This is a genomic window from Erwinia sp. MYb375, assembly GCF_037479175.1.
GTDB classification, from domain to species: domain Bacteria; phylum Pseudomonadota; class Gammaproteobacteria; order Enterobacterales; family Enterobacteriaceae; genus Erwinia; species Erwinia rhapontici.
Window position 1 is genome coordinate 1,012,635 of the sequence record NZ_JBBGZS010000023.1, and the last position, 17,054, is coordinate 1,029,688.

At 52.7% G+C, this 17,054-nt stretch carries 15 protein-coding genes and 2 pseudogenes; 7 read left to right on the forward strand and 10 right to left on the reverse strand.

Annotated elements, in window-relative coordinates; all coding sequences use genetic code 11:
• Window positions 1-43: 43 nt before the first annotated feature.
• Window positions 44-1,606: pseudogene (locus WH279_RS17610) on the forward strand (EAL domain-containing protein).
• Window positions 1,607-1,687: 81 nt separating this feature from the next.
• Here the strand turns inward: WH279_RS17610 and WH279_RS17615 are convergent.
• Window positions 1,688-3,250, reverse strand: coding sequence for a TerC family protein (locus WH279_RS17615; RefSeq protein WP_339457877.1), 1,563 nt, complete (start codon window positions 3,248-3,250; stop codon window positions 1,688-1,690).
• 517 nt (window positions 3,251-3,767) lie between these two features.
• Here WH279_RS17615 and manX point away from each other — a divergent pair.
• The 4 genes from manX to WH279_RS17635 all read left to right on the forward strand — a co-directional run bounded on the left by manX (window position 3,768) and on the right by WH279_RS17635 (window position 7,026).
• Entirely contained in the window at window positions 3,768-4,727 is a 960-nt protein-coding gene (gene manX, locus WH279_RS17620) for a PTS mannose transporter subunit IIAB (protein WP_339457878.1), read from the forward strand.
• A 57-nt stretch (window positions 4,728-4,784) separates the two neighbouring features.
• Complete coding sequence (locus WH279_RS17625; protein ID WP_133841827.1) at window positions 4,785-5,585, forward strand: PTS mannose/fructose/sorbose transporter subunit IIC; 801 nt, start codon at window positions 4,785-4,787, stop codon at window positions 5,583-5,585.
• A gap of 15 nt (window positions 5,586-5,600) precedes the next feature.
• Window positions 5,601-6,449, forward strand: coding sequence for a PTS mannose transporter subunit IID (locus WH279_RS17630; protein WP_339457879.1), 849 nt, complete (start codon window positions 5,601-5,603; stop codon window positions 6,447-6,449).
• Between the two features lie 118 nt (window positions 6,450-6,567).
• The gene (locus WH279_RS17635) at window positions 6,568-7,026 is read left to right on the forward strand and encodes a DUF986 family protein (protein ID WP_339457880.1); all 459 of its coding nucleotides are present in this window, start codon (window positions 6,568-6,570) and stop codon (window positions 7,024-7,026) included.
• On the opposite strand, the gene rlmA is transcribed toward WH279_RS17635, so the two are convergent.
• The 5 genes and pseudogenes from rlmA to WH279_RS17660 all read right to left on the reverse strand — a co-directional run bounded on the left by rlmA (window position 7,007) and on the right by WH279_RS17660 (window position 10,233).
• Window positions 7,007-7,864 (reverse strand): 23S rRNA (guanine(745)-N(1))-methyltransferase, encoded by an 858-nt coding sequence (gene rlmA / locus WH279_RS17640; protein ID WP_200642417.1) that lies wholly within the window; start codon window positions 7,862-7,864, stop codon window positions 7,007-7,009. The genes WH279_RS17635 and rlmA overlap by 20 nt on opposite strands.
• A gap of 163 nt (window positions 7,865-8,027) precedes the next feature.
• Window positions 8,028-8,237, reverse strand: coding sequence for a transcription antiterminator/RNA stability regulator CspE (gene cspE / locus WH279_RS17645; protein ID WP_001062678.1), 210 nt, complete (start codon window positions 8,235-8,237; stop codon window positions 8,028-8,030).
• A gap of 88 nt (window positions 8,238-8,325) precedes the next feature.
• Window positions 8,326-8,394, reverse strand: a pseudogene (locus WH279_RS17650) (DUF2627 domain-containing protein); the annotation flags it as partial.
• Between the two features lie 539 nt (window positions 8,395-8,933).
• A complete protein-coding gene (locus WH279_RS17655) occupies window positions 8,934-9,938 on the reverse strand; it encodes an MBL fold metallo-hydrolase (protein ID WP_339457881.1) in 1,005 nt (334 codons plus the stop codon).
• Between the two features lie 19 nt (window positions 9,939-9,957).
• Window positions 9,958-10,233 (reverse strand): YebO family protein, encoded by a 276-nt coding sequence (locus WH279_RS17660; protein WP_200642415.1) that lies wholly within the window; start codon window positions 10,231-10,233, stop codon window positions 9,958-9,960.
• Window positions 10,234-10,463: 230 nt separating this feature from the next.
• Here WH279_RS17660 and WH279_RS17665 point away from each other — a divergent pair, with 230 nt between their 5' ends.
• The gene (locus tag WH279_RS17665; protein WP_133841821.1) at window positions 10,464-10,700 is read left to right on the forward strand and encodes a YobH family protein; all 237 of its coding nucleotides are present in this window, start codon (window positions 10,464-10,466) and stop codon (window positions 10,698-10,700) included.
• A 38-nt stretch (window positions 10,701-10,738) separates the two neighbouring features.
• Here the strand turns inward: WH279_RS17665 and kdgR are convergent, their stop codons facing one another.
• On the reverse strand, window positions 10,739-11,530 hold the full coding sequence (gene kdgR / locus WH279_RS17670) for a DNA-binding transcriptional regulator KdgR (RefSeq protein ID WP_133841820.1): 792 nt from the start codon (window positions 11,528-11,530) through the stop codon (window positions 10,739-10,741).
• 188 nt (window positions 11,531-11,718) lie between these two features.
• On the opposite strand from kdgR, the gene WH279_RS17675 reads away from it, so the two are divergent.
• Window positions 11,719-13,092 carry an MFS transporter gene (locus WH279_RS17675; RefSeq protein ID WP_339457882.1) on the forward strand — a complete coding sequence of 458 codons (1,374 nt, stop codon included), beginning with the start codon at window positions 11,719-11,721 and terminating at the stop codon, window positions 13,090-13,092.
• Between the two features lie 51 nt (window positions 13,093-13,143).
• Here WH279_RS17675 and htpX read toward each other — a convergent pair whose 3' ends face one another.
• From htpX to proQ, 3 genes are all read right to left on the reverse strand, one after another.
• Entirely contained in the window at window positions 13,144-14,025 is an 882-nt protein-coding gene (gene htpX / locus WH279_RS17680; RefSeq protein WP_133841818.1) for a protease HtpX, read from the reverse strand.
• A 185-nt stretch (window positions 14,026-14,210) separates the two neighbouring features.
• Complete coding sequence (gene prc / locus WH279_RS17685) at window positions 14,211-16,256, reverse strand: carboxy terminal-processing peptidase (RefSeq protein ID WP_200642413.1); 2,046 nt, start codon at window positions 16,254-16,256, stop codon at window positions 14,211-14,213.
• A gap of 19 nt (window positions 16,257-16,275) precedes the next feature.
• On the reverse strand, window positions 16,276-16,968 hold the full coding sequence (gene proQ, locus WH279_RS17690) for an RNA chaperone ProQ (protein WP_339457883.1): 693 nt from the start codon (window positions 16,966-16,968) through the stop codon (window positions 16,276-16,278).
• Between the last annotated feature and the right edge of the window lie 86 nt (window positions 16,969-17,054).

Below are 17,054 nucleotides of genomic sequence, written 5' to 3' on the forward strand. Positions count from 1 at the left end.
TCGGTCTCTCTATATACGCGTCTTGATCTAAGGGTGGTTACTGATGCAAATGTCCCAGGAAGTATTCGGACAGTTTCGCCGTAAGCGGTTACTCATCGCTGCGGTTGTTGCCGCGTTGGTGCTCATTCTCACATTAACCTTCCGTTTTATGGAAGAGAAAGGCCGAATAGAGCAGCAGTCGCGCACATTTGCCGATAATGCCATCCAGCGTTTTGATCGCATGTTTTCGCCACTGGATGTGGCGGCGAATAACACCATTGGTCTGGTAGGGCTCACCTGTGGCGAAATTCGTTTCCCACTGATTGAAAAGCTGGCGTCGTTACAGACGGTCAGATCCATTTTACTGGTCGATGAAGACCGGATTTATTGTTCGAGCATTTATGGCAGTTCGGATATTCCTTTTACGGATAACTACCCCGAACTGGCGGTGAATAATCAGCGTATGCTGCTGGCCGTGGATGAGCACCTGATTAAAGGATCTCCGGTATTACTTTTCTGGACACCGCGTTCGCTGGATAACCGTTCAGGCATTATTCAGATCATTAACATTGAGCTGATGACCAACTATCTGCTGGAGCCAACGCTCCCCTGGGTAGAGCGCGCCATTTTCAATGTGGGCGGGAAGAGTCTCTAATACGGCAACCCAATGATCGAAACGGCGGTACCGTCGGAAGATGAAGTCAGCTACGAAGAATCGTCGTTACGTTACCCGTTCTCCATTACGCTTTTCGGGCCATCCCCTTCCCGACTGGCGCTAATGACCGTGCCTTCGCAACTGCCGCTGGCGCTGCTGTTAAGTTTGCTGATGGGATACATTGTCTGGCTGGCCACCGCCAACCGCATGAGTTTGTCCTGGCAAATCAGCTATGGCATTACCGCTCGCGAGTTTATGGTTTACTGTCAACCGCTGATCAACGCCCGCAGCGGCGCCTGCGACGGTATTGAACTGCTGTTACGCTGGCATAATCCCCGTCAGGGATGGATACCCCCGGATGTGTTTATCCCGCTGGCTGAACGGCAGAATCTGATTGCCCCGCTGACCCGCTTTGTGATCAGCGAGGTGGTCCGCCATCTGCCCGATCTGCCCGCCTGTAAGTCGTTTCATATTGCTATCAACGTTGCGGCTAGCCACTTCCACGATCGGGCGATTATTGATGATTTACAGCGTCTGTGGTGGCCGGCGAACCCGAAACCTCAGCTTATTGTTGAGCTGACGGAACGTGATTCATTGCCGGTTGTCGATCAGCGTGTCGTCTCACATCTGCATAAGATTGGGGTCAAACTGGCTATTGATGACTTTGGTACGGGGCACAGTTCGCTCTCTTACCTGAAGACACTCAGCCCGGACGTGCTGAAAATCGATAAGGTGTTCACGGCGGCGATTGGTACAGATGCGATTAACGCGACGGTGACCGATATGGTGATCTCGCTGGCCCAACGGCTGAACATCAGCCTGGTGGCCGAAGGGGTGGAAACCGCCGAACAGGCCGCTTATCTGCGCGAGAAAGGCGTGGATGTGTTGCAGGGCTACTTCTATGCTCGTCCAATGCCGTTAGGGGATTTCCCTGACTGGCTGGTCAATCATGAAGAAACGCTGGATGCCTGATCGAAAACGGGCAGACCTTTGCAGGATCTGCCCGTGACATGATGATTAAGGGGTGCCAGGTAAAGACCTGGCACCCTTTTTTTAGTTATCGTCTTCGTCGTGCTCATCGCGCTGTTTCGTCACACGAACCAGGTCTATGCGATAATCGGTGGCTTCGATAATCTGGAAGCGCAGCGGCAACAGCTCAATCACTTCGCCAGGTTTAGGTAACTGCCCTTTCTGCTCAATGAGCAGCCCCGCCAGCGACGCATGATCGTCTTCCGGCCTCACCAGTTCCTGCGTATCCAGCAACTGTTGCAGTGAGTGCAGATCCGTACCGCCTTTCACCAGCCAGCCATCACCATCTGCGATAATATCCGGGGTTTCATCTTCGTCCGGGAATTCACCCGCAATCGCTTCCAGCACGTCCAGCGGCGTAATCAGCCCCTGCACCACACCGAACTCATTGGTCACCACCACGAAGCTGCCTTTGGCGCGGCGCAGCACGCCCAGCAGATTCAGCGGATCAAGCGTCTCCGGGACGATAATCGGCGGCGTTGCCGAGGCAAAGCTGGCGACATCAATCCCATGATCAAGGGCAACCAGCAGCTCTTTCGCACGCACCACGCCAATGATTTCATCCAGCTCTCCACGACAGACCGGGAATAAGCTGTGCGGCGTGTCCAGAAGCTGGAGGCGAATTTCGTCCATCGGGCGCGTTGCATCCACCCAGGAAATCTCACCGCGTGGCGTCATAATGCTGCGTACAGAGCGTGAAGCCAGCGTCAGTACGCCATTGATCATGTAACGCTCTTCGTCTTTAAACGCTTCCTGCGGCATGATGGCGGCAACTTCGCTGCTCTCACTGCTGTGATTTTCGCTCTGGCGGCGGCCACCCATCAGGCGCTGAATCGCCTCAGCCGTCCGCTCACGCATTGGTCGTCTTTCCTGATGGCGCATAAAGTTATGGCGTGCAATCTGGTTGAACAGCTCAATCAGGATTGAGAAACCAATCGCGGCATACAGATAACCTTTCGGAATATGGAATCCAAAGCCTTCTGCCACAAGGCTGAGACCAATCATCAGCAGGAAGCTCAGACACAGCACCACTACCGTCGGGTGCGCATTGACGAAGTTTGTCAGCGGCTTAGAGGCCAGCAACATCACACCCATCGCGATCACCACGGCCGTCATCATAATCGCCAGATTGTTTACCATCCCGACCGCTGTGATCACGGCATCAAGCGAGAACACGGCATCAAGAATAACGATCTGCACTACCACCGCCCAGAAACTGGCATAACCTTTATTACCGCCGGCGTTCATGTCGCGGTTTTCCAGCCGTTCATGGAGTTCCATCGTGGCTTTGAACAACAGGAAAAGTCCCCCGAGCAGCAGAATAAGGTCGCGTCCGGAGAAGCTGAACTCGCCAATGCTAAACAGCGGGGTGGTTAACGTCACAATCCATGAAATCAGCGACAGCAGTCCCAGACGCATAATCAGCGCCAGCGACAGGCCAATAAGACGCGCTTTATCGCGCTGCTTCGGTGGCAGTTTGTCGGCGAGGATGGCAATAAAGACCAGGTTATCAATACCCAGCACGATCTCAAGAACGATGAGCGTGAAGAGACCTGCCCAGATTGAGGGGTCTAAGAGAAATTCCATGACAGACTCCGGAAAAAGGAACGGCAATACGCAGCAGACGTTCGAATGAGCGTGCAGCAGGGATGACAACAAGAGGAATGTACGGTTACGTCAGGAGACGTTAAAAGCGGTACCGGAAAGCCCGGCGGCATCATTGAGCGACTTCGGTGACAGTCCATAGGGAGGGCTGAGGCCCGTTACTCCTGTATTGAAAAAGGATCCCTACTCTATCAGGTGAAACATGCGCGTCAAAATAATTTCTTACACTACCGCGGCATGCTGCGCATTTCTGGATAATGTTTCATCAACGTTCCAGAAATCGCGATTAACGTCTAAATAGCTGAGCACCGTCACATAATTTATTTTTTCGCGTACTAAAATAATTCCCGTTACTACGCTGTGTGTTTAAAGGCGCTGATACATTCTCACCGCGCTGCACTAAAAGTTGGACCTCAATCATACTGGATGCAACAGGATTCAGGTGAACCTCGCGCGGCTTGCAGACAAAGCCGTTGCCAACTGATACAGGAGGTAGCAAGTGACTATTGCTATTATGATTGGCACGCACGGCTGGGCAGCAGAGCAACTGCTGAAAACCGCCGAAATGCTGTTAGGGGAACAGGAAAATGTCGGCTGGATCGACTTTGTCCCCGGGGAAAATGCCGAAACGCTGATGGAGAAATACCAGGCGCGGCTGGCTGAGATGGACAGTACGCAGGGTGTGCTGTTTCTGGTTGATACATGGGGAGGCAGCCCGTTTAACGCCGCCAGCCGCCTTGTTGTCGATAAACCAGGTTATGACGTTGTCGCCGGGGTCAATATTCCGATGCTGGTCGAAGTGCTGATGGCACGTGACGATAACCCCACGTTCGATGAACTGGTCGCACTGGCCGTTGAAACCGGACGCGAGGGCGTCAAAGCACTGAAAGCCAAAATTCCTGAAGCGACACCTGCCGCTGTAACGAAAGCCCCTGCCGCTCCGCAGGCTCCTCTTCAGCCCGGTGAGCATATGAAAATCGGGCTGGCGCGCATCGATGACCGCCTGATCCACGGGCAAGTTGCTACACGCTGGACCAAAGAAACCAACGTCACACGTATTATTGTCGTCAGTGATGAAGTGGCCGCTGACAACGTCCGTAAAACGCTCCTCACCCAGGTTGCCCCACCCGGTGTCACCGCGCATGTGGTTGATGTCGCTAAGATGATCCGTGTGTGGAATAACCCGAAATACGGCAAAGACAAAGTCATGCTGTTATTCACCAATCCCACCGACGTTGTCCGCCTGGTCGAAGAAGGTGTCACCATCCCCTCAGTGAACATCGGAGGTATGGCATTCCGTCAGGGTAAAACCCAGGTGAACAATGCCGTTTCGGTCGATGCGAAAGATATTGAGGCGTTTAAAAAGCTGAACGATCGCGGTATCGAACTGGAAGTGCGCAAAGTGTCCAGCGATCAGAAACTGAAAATGATGGACCTGATCGGCAAAATAGCTCAGTAGCCCGTGGCCTGATGTTTCAGGTTGAACTCCGTTCTGGCATTAAAGAGGAAAAGTGTAATGGAGATTACCACGCTGCAAATTGTTCTGATTTTTATCGTAGCCTGTATTGCAGGTATGGGATCAATCCTCGATGAATTTCAGTTCCACCGGCCATTAGTGGCCTGTACGTTAATTGGCGCCGTTCTCGGCGATATGAAAACCGGCATTATCATCGGCGGTACGCTGGAAATGATCGCGCTGGGCTGGATGAACATCGGTGCCGCCGTGGCCCCGGATGCCGCACTGGCGTCTATCATCTCGACCATTCTGGTTATTGCGGGTGGGCAGAGCGTGGGTGCCGGTATTGCCCTTGCTATCCCGCTGGCGGCAGCCGGTCAGGTGTTGACCATCATTGTGCGTACCATCACCGTGGCCTTCCAGCATGCGGCCGATAAAGCTGCCGAAAAAGGTAATTTAACCGCTATCTCATGGATTCACGTTTCCGCGCTGGTCTTACAGGCTATGCGTATCGCCATCCCGGCACTGATTGTTGGCGTCTCTGTGGGTACCCACATCGTGCAGGAACTGCTGAACTCGATCCCAGACGTGGTCACTAACGGCCTGAATATTGCCGGTGGCATGATCGTGGTCGTCGGTTACGCGATGGTGATCAACATGATGCGTGCCGGTTATCTGATGCCGTTCTTCTACCTCGGTTTCGTGACCGCGGCATTCACCAGCTTCAACCTGGTTGCACTGGGCGTGATCGGTGTGGTGATGGCCATCCTGTATATCCAGCTGGCACCGAAATATAACCGTGTAGCTGGTGCGCAGGCCTCAGGCCCGGCGAATAATGACCTTGATAACGAACTCGATTAAGGAAAGGTGAGAGAAATGGTTGATACAACTACCACTACGCAGAAGAAATTAACACCAGGCGACATCCGCGGTGTGTTCTTACGCTCAAACCTGTTCCAGGGTTCGTGGAACTTCGAACGTATGCAGGCACTGGGATTCTGTTATTCCATGGTCCCGGTGATCCGCCGTCTGTATCCGGACAACAACGACGACCGTAAACAGGCGATCAAACGCCATCTGGAATTCTTTAATACCCATCCTTACGTTGCTGCCCCCGTGCTCGGCGTAACGATGGCGATGGAAGAGCAGCGTGCGAACGGTGCCGCCATCGATGATGCGGCGATTAACGGTATCAAGGTAGGTCTGATGGGGCCGCTGGCCGGCGTGGGCGACCCGATCTTCTGGGGAACCGTGCGCCCGGTATTTGCGGCACTGGGTGCGGGTATTGCCATGAGTGGCAGCCTTCTGGGCCCACTGCTGTTCTTCGTACTGTTTAACCTGGTACGTTTACTGGTACGTTATTACGGCGTGGCTTATGGCTACCGCAAAGGGGTGGATATCGTCAGTGATATGGGCGGCGGCTTCCTGCAAAAACTGACTGAGGGGGCGTCCATTCTCGGCCTCTTTGTGATGGGGGCACTGGTCAACAAATGGACCCACGTTAACGTACCGCTGGTGGTATCAAGGATCACCGACCAGACCGGAAAAACCACGGTCACCACTGTGCAATCCATTCTTGATCAGTTGATGCCGGGCTTAATTCCGCTGCTGTTGACCTTCGGGTGTATGTGGCTGTTGCGTCGCAAAGTCAACGCGTTGTGGATTATTATGGGCTTCTTCGTGATTGGTATTTTCGGTTACTGGGTCGGCCTGCTGGGCGTTTAACAACGTATAACTCAACTCTACATCATTCAAGTCCCCTCCTGGGGACTTGAAGTATGACGAGTTCATCACATATTCTCTCAGGGGCCAGCACAGTCTGGCCCGTTTTTTGGACGCTGATATGTTTTTGACTGATTACCTGATTATTCTGTTTATTGTTTTGATTTTTCTTTATGGGCTTTACGACGAACTCATCATGGACCGTTTGCAGGGCCCAACACGGCTGAAAGTCCTGTTGCAACGGCGTAATAAGCTCGACAGCCTGATTTTCATCGTCCTGCTGGGTATTCTCTTGTACAAGAATGTGAGTGACCAGGGTCCGCAGCTCACCACGCTGTTGCTCATGGCGCTGGGTGCGTTGACGGCGTGGTTATTCTGGATTCGCGCACCGAAGCTGCTGCTTAAACAGCATGGCTTTTTCTACGCTAACGTTTTTATCCCCTGGGGGCGTATCAGCGCCATCAACCTGTCTGAAGATGGCGTGCTGGTGATTGCACTGGAAAACCGTCGTTTACTGATCCATGTGCGTCAGCTCGATGATCTGGAGAAGATTTATCAGGTTATGCTGGAGAGTCGCTAACGTCCATCGCGATGGCAGAAGCGCTGTCGCGCTGCCACAGACGCAGGGTGAAGTCGGTCTCACAGGAGAACTGTTCGGTGGTGGCCAGAATGCCCCACACTTCAGGGCGCGCACGCCAGGCGAAAGGCGTCATCTGCAACAGTGCGCCAGACTCTTCGCTGTTCAATGTCATGGGGTAGCTTAGCTGCTGCTCTTCAACCAGCGTAAAGCCAGGCATCTCTTCAGGCGTGGTGTCGTGCAACTGCACATCCTGGTAAATCAGCGCTTTAAACTGCATCAGATGGCGTGGACCGGGCGTCACTGTCAACACATAGCCCTGAGGTCTGACTACGCGTGCCAACTCCTCAGCCTTGCAGGGTGCGTAGATGCGCAGCACGGCATCAAACTGATTATCACTGAACGGCAGACGATGGCTGGAAGCCACGCAGAACTCAACGTTGCCATAACGCTTTGCCCCGGCACGAACGGCAATCTTCGCCACATCAAGACCGTAGACTTTCGCCTCCCCCTGCGCTTCCAGGCGGTTGGCCACTTCATGGGTGTAATACCCCTCCCCACAGCCAATATCCAGCACGCTGACAGGCGGCTGTGGCAAAACACGCACCAGTAAATCACAGACCTGTTGTTGCAGCGGCTGGTAGTGCCCGGCATCCAGGAAGTGACGTCTTGCCTGCATCATGTCCGCGCTGTCACCGGGTTGTTTGGAGCGTTTATGCTGTACCGGCAACAAATTGACATAGCCTTCTTTCGCCTGATCAAACTGATGATGATTTAAGCAGCTGTAAACGCGCTGATTCAACAGCAGCGGTTGCTGGCAAAGAGGACACTGGTACGACATAACAACACTCCATAAACAGATGACGCGGCAGTTTACTGCAAAGCCCGATGAAAATCCCGCAGACAATGATGCAAAAAAGCCCCGTCATTTCTGACGAGGCTTTAGTATTCAGATTTCAGCCTGGATTACACGCAGGGCGGCAATGACAGGCTCAGATCGAAAATTAGATAGCGGTGACGTTCACAGCAGCAGGGCCTTTCTGGCCGTCCTGGATTTCGAACTCAACGTTCTGGCCTTCAGCCAGAGTTTTGAAGCCATTACCCTGGATTGCAGAGAAATGTACGAATACATCTTTGCTGCCGTCAGCAGGAGTGATGAAACCAAAACCTTTAGACTCGTTGAACCACTTAACCTGACCTTTAATCTTTGCCATTTTGCAAATTCCTTAGAGTGTTTATTCGCCCGTGGGCTTTACTTACAGAAAAACCAGAGACATAACTGCATGAGGCACTAAATTAAAGATCGGCAAGGAAGTGGAATTCAACGTCAACGTCTTTACTCAGAACTTCTTTACTGAAGATGCCATACATAAACAGAACTGTACCTCGTTTTACCCGAATGTTTTATCACATATCCGTTAATTAATGGCAAGTCATTTTTAAACAGAGATAGTGATGTCGCACACATTTGAAACGATAGCTGATACAGATTGCACGTACATGCATGACGCTTCATCAACGATGAACACACCAGCCCCCTGCTGACCCCTTTTACTGCCTGCTCAGGCTGAACGATATTTTAAACCGCAGATGGCATGAAGTCTATGCTGATACTGCGTAAACCTGATATTTTGCGCGAAAATTATTGCATAAATATGGCAAAGCATTGACGAAAGATATCGTTGATAAACACAGAATAACTGGGGTAAGGCCAACTCGAATTGTACAAAAATCCGGCATTAGCGCCAGTGTATATTTGTATTGCACCAAAATCATGAAAGTCGCTAACGCATTGCCCCATTTAAAAGCATTGATCTGACCCCGCGTATTATCACAATCAAATCACTCTATTTGCATTATTAGATCCGGGTTCTTAATTTTCACTGCGATATAAGAAAACAGGGTTAAGGTCAATCCGAATCGATATTATCCAGCAGCATTTTACCCCCGATTATCCACGGCTTAAAACGGGTCAAATCCAGCCCTGCGGACAGCATTGCCTGCTCCAGTACCTGAGGGGGTTCATCCAGTGATTCATCGGCAAGCTCAAATACCCCCCAGTGGATCGGGATCGTCACAGGCTCACCTATTGCCTGATGGAGCGAGACGGCCTGGTCAGGGTCCATATGCTGAGACTGCATGAACCATTTTGGTGCATAAGCACCGACCGGCAAGGCAGCAAGTGTAAACGGCCCTAACCGTCTTGGGATCTCCAGTAACCCCTCCCAATAACCGCTGTCGCCGCTAAACCAGAAATTAAGCGTCTGACTTTTTATGACCCAGCCGCACCACAATGAACGATTTCGGTCCCACAGCGCACGCATACTCCAGTGGCGTGCAGGCACTGCGTGAAAGGTTAACCCGCACGCCTGAGTCTGCTGCCACCAGTCGAGCGGCACGACCTGACGTGCACCGCGATGCTTAAACCACGTTTCCAGTCCTAGCGGCACCACAAAGGTGACCTGCGGAAAACGACGGAGAATTTTTTTTATCGTTGGACGATCGAGGTGGTCGTAATGATTGTGGGAGATCAGCACCACATCCAGCCGGGGTAAATCGTCAATCGCCAGTGCAGGCGGTGTTTGACGCTGTGGACCATAAAAACTGAGGGGAGAAGCGCGTGAGGAGAGCGCCGGATCGATCAGGGTATAATGTCCGGCGGTACGTAGCAGCATGCAGGCATGACCCAGCCACCAGACGGCATCCTGCTCACCGCTCAGATCGGCGGGCTGCCACCATTGCCTGATGAACGGTTCATAGCCTTGCGCCGGGGGCCGGGGTAATCCCTGCTGCTTACGTTCTTGCCGCCAGCGCCTGAGATCGCCGTTCTGACGCAGGTCTGGTTCCAGGTTACGAAACCCCTCCGGGGTATGGTGAGGTTTTTCTGGGTCGAACCAGGGATTCTGCCAGGCCATTGACGGCTCCTTGATGAAATTAACGCTCCGGAATCAGACGGGTAAAATCTTTGTTCTCAGTGGTATCCGTGGTTTTTTCTGCCTGCTCTTTACCCGCAACCGAATCGGTCAGACGGCGCAGCAACACATTTTGTTTTTTCTGCTCTTCCAGCAGCGCTTCCAGCAACTGAATTTGCTGATTTGCCCTGACGCTGGCCCGATTAACAAAAAACCAGACGACCAGCCCAATAATAACCAGGACAGTCACCACACCCATTGATGCGATATCCATCGCACCTGTCGTCATTTCGTTCATACATGCCTCAAAACTGAAAATGGGCTACCGAAGTACGTTAGCGCCGCCGAGATGATTTTACCTGCTCGGGCGTTAATTGATAGCTGCATCACAAAATACTCAACGTACTGCGACAGAAATGTTCCGCGCTTTCAGTATCCTCTTATCGTTTTCAGTACCAGTAACCTGCATGGTGCTATGCTTAGCGCGGGCAGTGAGGACACCGCCTGAACAATAATAAGGGGATACACATGAAATTTTTGCTACGGATCGTTGCACTGCTGGTCATCATCTGGCTGGCAATGCTATTGACAGGCTATGGCGTTCTGACAGGCAGCAACAAAAATGTCGCGGGAATGGGGCTTCAGTGCCAGTATCTGACAGCGCGCGGCATGGTGATTGCGCAGTATCTGCATACTGATAGCGGGATCATCGGCGTGACAGACTGTCCTCTGCTGAGGAAGAGCTCGGAAGTGGTCGACAACTGACAGACAATCGGGCCAGCGCACTGCTGGCCCGTTGAGGATTAAAAAGGATAGTCGTGGTAACCCATCTGCTCGGAGATGTTTTTCGCCGCCTGATGCAGCATCGCGACGTATCCTTTTTTATGTTCTTCTGAGAAACGAATAGTCGGGAATGAGATACTCAGACCGGCAATCACCACGCCAAAGCGATCAAAGACTGGCACGGCAATACAACGCAGCCCTTCTTCCTGCTCTTCATTATCCTCACCGAAACCCTGAGAACGCACCTGGTCCAGCGCAGGTAACAGTGCTGCAGCGCTGTCGAGCGTCCTTGACGTGCTGCGAGTAAACTCGACCCCCGTCAGAATCTCCTCGACTTCTGCGCGGTCTCGCCAGGCCAGCAACACTTTACCAATTGCCGTACTGTGGAGTGGATTACGACGACCAATACGGGAATACATCCGCAGGTTGTATAATGAATCCACCTTATGGATGTAAACAATACTGTCTTCTTCCAGGGCCCCAAGGTGGATCGTTTCTTTCGTCTGGCGCGAAATATCACGCATCTGCACATCGGCACTGCGGATCAGATCGACATTCTGTAACGCTTTTGCGCCCAGCTCGAAGAGTTTAAGGGTCAGCGCATACTTCTCAGACTCCCCTTCCTGTGAGACGTAGCCCAGGGTTTTCATGGTCTGGAGAAAACGGTAAACGGTACTTTTCGACATCATCACCCGCTGTGAAAGCTCGGTGATACCATTTTCACGTTCCTCGCCCAGCGCCTGCAAAATGCCAAACACTTTCATGACCGAAGAGACGGAGTCTGGTTGTTTATCTGAATCGGCACTGATCATGTTTTACCTTTAAGTGTTTTATAAAAAATGGAACGCTATTTCCATTATACGGCCCGCACCCTGAGTGTGCAACGACCTGCGCGTGATGACGGACACATCCGGTGATAGTTTTCAGCCAGTTACAGACTGGAAAAAATCGTAAAAACCATTAGCATGGTGATATTCGCCCCTCTGACTATTTCATCACCATGCCGCCTGAATCACCGACTGACGGTTTACCGTTACCCCAACGCTACGGGGCCATTGTGGCGATTGCGCTCGGCATTACTGTCGCTGTGCTTGATGGTGCCATTGCCAACGTTGCACTACCGACCATCGCCCGCGAGCTTCATGCCAGCCCGGCACAGTCCATCTGGATTGTGAATGCCTACCAGCTGGCGATTATTGTCTCGTTGCTGTCGCTCTCTTTTCTCGGTGATATGCTGGGTTATCGCCGCGTTTACCAGTGCGGCCTGGTGCTGTTTACCTGCACGTCATTATTCTGCGCGCTTTCTGACTCACTGAGCATGTTAACCTTCGCCCGCGTGTTGCAGGGGTTCGGCGGCGCAGCGCTGATGAGCGTCAACACCGCACTGATACGCATTATCTATCCTCAGCGCCACCTCGGGCGCGGTATGGGAATTAATTCGCTGATTGTCGCCGTCTCCAGCGCCGCGGGGCCCACGGTGGCCGCTGCGATACTGTCTTTCGCCTCCTGGCAGTGGCTGTTTCTGATCAATATCCCGGTCGGCATTGCCGCACTGTATCTCGCCCTGCGTTTCCTGCCAGACAATCAGCAGAAGTCTCAGGGGCAGCGTTTTGACGTCGCCAGCGGTGTGATGAACGCCCTCACCTTCGGCCTGCTTATCTCGCTGCTGAGTGGGTTCGCCCAGGGGGTGGATGGCAGGCTGCTGTTGGCAGAGCTGTTGTTGCTCCTGGTTGTTGGCACCCTGTTTATTCGCCGTCAGCTTAGAATGGCATTTCCGCTGCTGCCGGTGGATCTTTTCCGCATCCCGGTCTTTGCATTGTCAATTGGCACATCGGTCTGTTCTTTCTGTGCGCAGATGCTGGCGATGGTTTCACTGCCGTTCTTTTTGCAAAGCGCACTGGGGCGGAGCGAGGTCGCCACGGGGCTGCTGCTAACGCCGTGGCCGCTGGCCACCATGGTGATGGCACCGATTGCTGGCAGGCTGATTGAACGCGTTCACGCCGGGCTGTTAGGCGCTATTGGGCTGGCAATGTTTGCCAGCGGGTTATTTGCTCTGGCTTTGTTGCCTGCCAGCCCGGCTGACGGCGATATTATCTGGCGCATGATACTGTGCGGTGCCGGATTTGGTCTGTTCCAGTCGCCCAACAACCACACCATTATCTCCTCTGCCCCGCGCCATCGTAGCGGGGGTGCCAGCGGGATGCTGGGTACGGCAAGACTGCTGGGTCAGGCCAGCGGTGCTGCGCTGGTGGCACTGATGTTTAACCTCTTTGCCACCCAGGGTACTCATCTTTCGCTGCTACTGGCAGGCAGCTTCGCCACCGTAGCCGCGCTGGTCAGCGCCCTGCGCATCACTCAACCACGTAACGTTTGAGCATAAAAAAACCCGCCAGAAGGCGGGTTTTTAATTGAGCAGAGTGGGTGGTTACTTCAGGTACTCACCACTACGCAGTGCTTCAATACGTTTGTCCAGCGGCGGGTGAGACATAAACAGCTCACTCAGCGACTTAGACTTCCCGTTGATGCAGAACGCCATCATGCTGCTGGCTTCCTGTGGCTCATAACTGGTTTTCAGACGTTGCAGCGCGGCAATCATCTTCTCACGGCCGGCCAGGCGTGCAGCCCCCGCGTCCGCATGGAACTCACGGTGACGTGAGAACCACATGGTGATGATGCTGGCGACAATACCAAAGACCAACTCCAGTACCATTGAAACCACAAAGTACACCATCGGGTTACCGTTGCTGCCCCCTTCTTCATCGCGGTTGCCAGACATAAAGCCTGCCGCCAGCTGCGCTAAAATACGCGAGATGAAGATCACAAAGGTGTTCACAATACCCTGAATCAGCGTCATGGTGACCATGTCACCGTTAGCGATATGGCTAATTTCATGTGCCAGCACCGCTTCTGCTTCATCACGGCTCATGTTCTGCAACAGGCCGGTTGATACCGCGACCAGTGAAGCATCACGACGCGCACCCGTTGCAAAAGCATTGATATCGGGCGCATGGTACACAGCCACCTGCGGCATCGCGATGCCTGCCTGCTGTGCCTGGCGGCCTACGGTTTCCATCAGCCAGCGTTCGGTTTCGTTACGCGGCTGTTCAATCACTTCACCGCCAACGGAACGTAACGCCATCCATTTCGACATCAGCAGTGAGACAAACGCACCGCCGAAGCCAAACAGACCCGCCATGATCATCAGGCCCATAACACTGCTTGACTGGATCCCTGTCAGGCTGAGGATCAGCCCGAACACCACCATAACCCCAAGGTTGGTTAACAGGAAAAGCGCAATACGCATCATAAAATTTATTCTTCCTCAGTTATTCCGCTATTCGCGTAACACCATCGTAAGGTCAATACTGTGCATTTCAAGCACTCTTAATCTTTAAGTGCTTAAAAAGACATAACTTTACACTTTGTCTTACTTTTTACGCACCACGCCAGGAGGGAATAAAAAAGGCACAGCGAATGCTGTGCCTGTTGGGCTTATTTCGCCGCGGCTGGGGTCGCTGGCGGCTGCTGTTTTTCCAGCTGCGCCAGGTCTTCAGCAATCTTCACCGTTTCATCAAGATACGGGTCAGGCTCTTTATAATCTTTCGGCAAATCATCCAGTTTTACCAGGGCCTTTTTGCCTTCTGCTTTCAGACGCGCATTGATGCGTTCCAGACGCAGCGCATCATCTTCCCGGTTCTCTTTTTCACGCTCGGCCAGATTGAGCGAGATGATATTGCGTTTCTCTTTATTCGCATTGAAACGAGCAATATCTTTGATGATGTACTGGAACTCTGCATCTTTCGCGATGCGATCCTGATGTTGCTGGATCAGTTTCGGTTCCAGCGGCTTGAGGTCACCCATTTTCACGTAGGTCGCCGCTTTAACGCTGTCCCACGGCAAGGCGTTATCCTCAAACTTCTCGCCGGTTTCCACCGCTTCCACGCCGGTTGGCATCAGCAGATCAGGGGTCACCCCTTTCCGCTGTGTGCTGCCGCCGTTGATACGATAGAACTTCTGAATGGTGTACTGTACGGACCCCAACGCTGGCCACTCAGGGCGCAACATCTGATCGTAGATACGGTTCAGTGAGCGATACTGCTGCACGGTGCCTTTACCGAACGTCGGTTCACCGACAATCAGCGCACGGCCATAATCCTGCATCGCCGCGGCAAAGATTTCAGACGCTGAAGCACTGAAGCGGTCAACCAGCACCACCAGCGCACCTTTGTAATAGGTCACACCGTCGTTGTCGCTATCCTGACGAATTTTGCCGTTATTATCACGCACCTGCACAACAGGGCCGCCCGGGATAAACAGACCAGAAAGCGATACCGCTTCCGTCAGTGCCCCACCGCCGTTAGTACGCAGGTCGATAACAATACTGTCAACATTCTGCTTTTGCAGTTTCTGCAACTGCACTTTCACGTCATCGGTCAGACCCACATAGAAGCCGGGGATATCCAGCACGCCGACTTTCTGTTTGCCAACGTTATGCACGGTCATTTTCACCGCGCGATCTTCCAGACGGATTTTCTCACGCGTCAGCGTGACGGTACGGGTTTTGGTTCCTTTACCGGCAGGCAGGATTTCCAGGCGCACTTTGCTGCCTTTTGGTCCTTTAATCTGCGCAACCACATCGTCCAGACGCCAGCCGATCACATCGACAACTGGCTTACCTGGCTGGCCAACACCGACAATACGATCGCCAACGGTGATCGTTTTGCTTTTAGCAGCAGGGCCACCCGCCACCATGGAATTGATCACGGTGTAGTCATCATCCATTTGCAGCACCGCACCAATACCTTCCAGAGACAGACTCATTTCGGTATTGAACTGCTCAGTGTTACGTGGAGAGAGGTAGTTGGTGTGCGGATCAATTTCGTGCGCGAACGCCGTCATTGCCAGCTGGAAAACGTCTTCGCTGTTGCTCTGCGCCAGGCGGCGCACTGCGAACTGATAACGTTTAGTGAGAACTTCACGGATCTCTTTCTCATCTTTACCGGCCAGCTTGAGGCTCAGCTCATCATATTTGACCTTCGCGTCCCACAGGGCGTTGAGCTCTGCGGTGCTTTTAGGCCATGGCGCTTTGCTGCGGTCGATATCAATGGTGTCATTACCGGTGAAAACCATCGGCTTATTCAGCACGGAGAGTGCGTACTGATAACGTTCAAAACGGCGTTTCTGTGCCAGGTTATACAGATCATAAAACGCCGAAAGCTGGCCGGTTTTTAACTCGTCGCCCAGCGTTGTTTTCTTGTCCGCATATTGCGTGATATCCGACTCCAGCAACACATTGTGGCTGTAGTCGAGCAAGTTCAGATAGCGCTCAAAGATTTTAACGGAAAAATCTTTGTCGAGATCGAACTGGCGATAATGGGAACGGGTGAAACGGGAGGTGACACGCTCACTGACAGTGGCATGTTGTGCTTCCTGATGTAACTGCGGGATTTGATCGGCACGTGTAATATTGTCAGCCGCAAAAACATTGCCTGCGATAAACAGGCCCGCAATGATGGTGCTTTTAAAAAGAGTGTTCATGCCCTGATTAGCCTCCGTATCAGAACTGCAAGTGTTCTGCGCGTACTATCATTGCCAGGCCGGAAGCTAACTGCACCCGAACGCCATCTTTGGAAATTTCCAAAATAGTGGCATCCATTGCACTTTTACCTGCGGTAACTTTAATGCTCTGGCCAACTTGCAACGCTGATGTGTCGGTAACCGGTTTGCGTGGCTCCGGCTGAGTTTCTGCACGAGGTGCGGAAGAGCCCGGTTCGACCTGAGGACGAGCGGGCTTGCTGCGCACTTTACGTGGCTGCTCACCTTCTGCCGCAGGTTTACGAACAGGTTTGCGCGGACGACGCGGTGTGGTGTCTTCACCCGCTTCACGCTTTTTCGCCTGCTGCTGTTCGCGTTGTGCCTGCACGCGCGCTTTGGCTTCTTCAAGCTGTTTACGCGCATGTTCAACATGCTGTTCGTCCAGTTGACCACAGGCATTGCCATCGAGGTCAACACGCGCTGCACCAGCTTTGATGCCATAAAGATAGCGCCAGCTGGATGTGTAAAGACGCAGTGCTGAACGAAGCTGAGTTTTGCTCAAGTTCATTTCGCCCTGCACGCGGTCGACTAAATCCTGAAAGATGCCGATTTTAAGTGGTCGAGCTTCCCCTTCTGCGCTAAAGCATTGTGGAAAACGCTCTGCCAGAAAGGCGATGACTTCTTTGGTGCTATTCAACTTAGGTTGATTTTCCATGAAATTTCCTGATTACAACGGGTTTGCCAATCAGCGCGGGCATGAACAGGCGTCATTATAATGACACCATCAGCAATTGCTACGTG

Excerpts from the sequence above, each read along its gene's own strand:
- cspE (WP_001062678.1), bottom strand. The coding sequence starts at position 8,237 with ATGGCAAAGATTAAAGGTCAGGTTAAGTGGTTCAACGAGTCTAAAGGT.
- htpX (WP_133841818.1), bottom strand. The coding sequence starts at position 14,025 with ATGATGCGTATTGCGCTTTTCCTGTTAACCAACCTTGGGGTTATGGTG.
- rlmA (WP_200642417.1), bottom strand. The coding sequence starts at position 7,864 with ATGTCGTACCAGTGTCCTCTTTGCCAGCAACCGCTGCTGTTGAATCAG.
- prc (WP_200642413.1), bottom strand. The coding sequence starts at position 16,256 with ATGAACACTCTTTTTAAAAGCACCATCATTGCGGGCCTGTTTATCGCA.
- WH279_RS17665 (WP_133841821.1), top strand. The coding sequence starts at position 10,464 with ATGAAATTTTTGCTACGGATCGTTGCACTGCTGGTCATCATCTGGCTG.
- WH279_RS17655 (WP_339457881.1), bottom strand. The coding sequence starts at position 9,938 with ATGGCCTGGCAGAATCCCTGGTTCGACCCAGAAAAACCTCACCATACC.
- WH279_RS17635 (WP_339457880.1), top strand. The coding sequence starts at position 6,568 with ATGTTTTTGACTGATTACCTGATTATTCTGTTTATTGTTTTGATTTTT.
- kdgR (WP_133841820.1), bottom strand. The coding sequence starts at position 11,530 with ATGATCAGTGCCGATTCAGATAAACAACCAGACTCCGTCTCTTCGGTC.
- proQ (WP_339457883.1), bottom strand. The coding sequence starts at position 16,968 with ATGGAAAATCAACCTAAGTTGAATAGCACCAAAGAAGTCATCGCCTTT.
- WH279_RS17625 (WP_133841827.1), top strand. The coding sequence starts at position 4,785 with ATGGAGATTACCACGCTGCAAATTGTTCTGATTTTTATCGTAGCCTGT.
- WH279_RS17615 (WP_339457877.1), bottom strand. The coding sequence starts at position 3,250 with ATGGAATTTCTCTTAGACCCCTCAATCTGGGCAGGTCTCTTCACGCTC.
- WH279_RS17660 (WP_200642415.1), bottom strand. The coding sequence starts at position 10,233 with ATGAACGAAATGACGACAGGTGCGATGGATATCGCATCAATGGGTGTG.
- WH279_RS17675 (WP_339457882.1), top strand. The coding sequence starts at position 11,719 with ATGCCGCCTGAATCACCGACTGACGGTTTACCGTTACCCCAACGCTAC.
- WH279_RS17630 (WP_339457879.1), top strand. The coding sequence starts at position 5,601 with ATGGTTGATACAACTACCACTACGCAGAAGAAATTAACACCAGGCGAC.